Source organism: Oleiphilus sp. HI0123 (assembly GCF_001635315.1).
Genome location: NZ_LWGE01001729.1, coordinates 1 through 2,292, shown reverse-complemented (window position 1 = coordinate 2,292; position 2,292 = coordinate 1). Strand labels below are relative to the sequence as shown.

Annotated in this window: 4 protein-coding genes; 3 read left to right on the top strand and 1 reads right to left on the bottom strand. The window is 38.9% G+C overall.

Annotation, left to right across the window (positions count from 1 at the left end; genetic code table 11):
- Nucleotides 1-68: 68 nt before the first annotated feature.
- On the bottom strand, nt 69-836 hold the full coding sequence (locus A3761_RS23400; protein ID WP_068751004.1) for a hypothetical protein: 768 nt from the start codon (nt 834-836) through the stop codon (nt 69-71).
- 112 nt (nt 837-948) lie between these two features.
- Between A3761_RS23400 and A3761_RS23395 the strand changes: the two genes are divergently transcribed.
- From A3761_RS23395 to A3761_RS23390, 3 genes are all read left to right on the top strand, one after another.
- Nucleotides 949-1,203 carry a helix-turn-helix transcriptional regulator gene (locus A3761_RS23395; RefSeq protein WP_068740186.1) on the top strand — a complete coding sequence of 85 codons (255 nt, stop codon included), beginning with the start codon at nt 949-951 and terminating at the stop codon, nt 1,201-1,203.
- Between the two features lie 345 nt (nt 1,204-1,548).
- Nucleotides 1,549-1,689 carry a hypothetical protein gene (locus A3761_RS26395; protein ID WP_156492062.1) on the top strand — a complete coding sequence of 47 codons (141 nt, stop codon included), beginning with the start codon at nt 1,549-1,551 and terminating at the stop codon, nt 1,687-1,689.
- Nucleotides 1,690-1,797: 108 nt separating this feature from the next.
- The coding region (locus A3761_RS23390) for a recombinase family protein (protein WP_197473203.1) at nt 1,798-2,292 on the top strand (495 nt) is incomplete at its 3' end.

The window sequence follows — 2,292 nt, the reverse complement described above, 5'->3', positions numbered from 1 at the left end:
TTGGAATATATATTTATTAAAGTTATGTAATGCTTGATTGGCCTTAGGGTGTTTGATTCAGTAAGTAGCTATTCGCACGCAGAGAAAGATAGGCTCTCTAATTTAGATTCAATATCCTGAAGCTCTAATTTGCGCCACAATCTTTCGTTTTTCCAGTAGTCAGGCCCGATTTCAGTCAGATGTTCTGTTAGAAGGTACATTAGGTTACTGGTCTTAGTTGGTCTGGCGGCAAAGTGATATCTATCCTGACGATCAATTGCATTACATATAGTATTGACGATACCGTCATCGTCACTAGTGCATTTTAGAATGCGAAGTTTGTTCTGATCAAACTTGTTCACAGAGCTTTCAATGCAGCCGCAGACCTCTAGTACGGAAAAATCTTTCAATAGTTCGGTTATTATTGAGGGCGGTTCCGTAAGCAAGTCCATTCCGATATCGAGGCTAGTTATTTTTTCTGCTAAAAAATAAAAAACTTCTCCGACCAATTCTTCTCTGATTATTTCTAAAATTGCATGTTGCTTTTCATCTATATCCGTAGATTGGATTTTGCTTATGAGCTCTTTTAACGAAAGATCGTCATTAGGGTAGTATGAGGTAATTCTGTAATCATCGTTTAGGTCAATGTAGTCATCGTCTTTATCACTCTGATATCTCCCTTCAATTGTGATGATTCGATTTTGATAGAGATGATTGAGATAAGCTGCCTGGTTATATGCACAGGACGAAAAGCCAGCCTTCAAAAGTTTACTAGCTGTGGTTTCGCGCTGCCCAATTTTTATTGATGCAATCAGTCCGGCAAATAGGATAAATTCGAAAGTCGTTCTGTTGTCCATATTGAGACGCCCTTTTAATAACAGGAAGGATATATTTTTCAGCAGAGTCGTTGACGTTCAGTACTTTGCTCCTAATTTGGGAGAATCTTATCATGAGCCCATAATCGGCTCAATGAACAAAACAATCTCTTCTGATAATTACAAAAGTTTGATTTCGTGGCTAAAATTGTGTCGTAAAGAGGCAGGTTTAACGCAACGTGATATCAGCTCGCGTCTGAATTATGCAAACAGTTTTGTTCCGAAGGTCGAGCTTCTTGAGCGGAAGCTAGATGTCTACGAATACGTCAAGTACTGCGCTGTTATTGGCGTTGATCCCAGAGATGGAATTGCATTTTTAGAAGGTAAAAAGTTCAACGACGAAAACTAATGCACTTGTTAGTTTTAACCGTCGATGCCTGTCTTTGAATTCATGCATCAGTTTCCTAATATTTATATACCGACATAGTTAGTCCTCTCGAATTCGTGTATCTGTAGACTTAGTCCCGTGTAATTCGTGTTTGAGTGAAGTTAGTCCCGTGAAATTCGCCTTTTAGTAATTATAGTTTAGAGCTGAGGTTGAGCTTATATAAGTCAAGAACAGTCTGTTGGGTAATAAGTGTGTGCGATAATCGTATACTAAGTTATTGATAAATAAACAAATCTGTTGACTTGTTTTTTTTGTTAAGTAGTATTTGAACCGTCAAACATAATAAAAACAATAAAGGTGACACATATGCGTATCCATTCTAAAGAGTGGCTAGGTGACGATGCTGAATTGCAGTCTCGCCAAAGTCAGATTATTCATAAATTTCAAACTACACATCTAGTAGCTAGACTCTCTCATCAGATTGAGCTGGAGGGTTATCATGAATAACTCTGACTATAATTCCGACTTTATCTCTGTTGAAGATTTAGCTGAGATCATTGCTGTTCAGATAGCTCACGAAATAATTAAGGATCAGAGTGAAGCGGAGGCTGGTCTATGAGAGCTGCTATTTATACTCGCTACTCTAGCGATAAGCAAAACCCAACTTCATTAGCTGATCAAGAGCGTATTTGTAAGAAATGGATGAATGAAAATGGTCTTGAGCTCACTAGAAACTATCAAGATGGTGAATGCCGTGGGTCCGTTCCAACTCAATACCGACTTGCCGCAGGTCAATTGATTCAAGATGCAAAATCAGGCTGCTTTGACGTGATAGTTATTGAAGCGTTGGATCGTTTCACTAGAAACCTTGCCGACCAGGAAAAAACAATCAATAAATTGGAATTGCTCGGTATTCGAGTGATAGCTGTCAATGAAGGTTATGATACCGAGGATTCTGGTCGATATATTAAGCGAGTAATGCATGGTGCAATGAGCGAGCAGTATTTGCGTGATTTAGGTAAGAAAACACATCGAGGAATGTCAGGTCAGGTCGCAAGAGGGTTTTCTGTTGGTGCAGCGCCATTTGGGTATCGGAATATTAGAACCGAA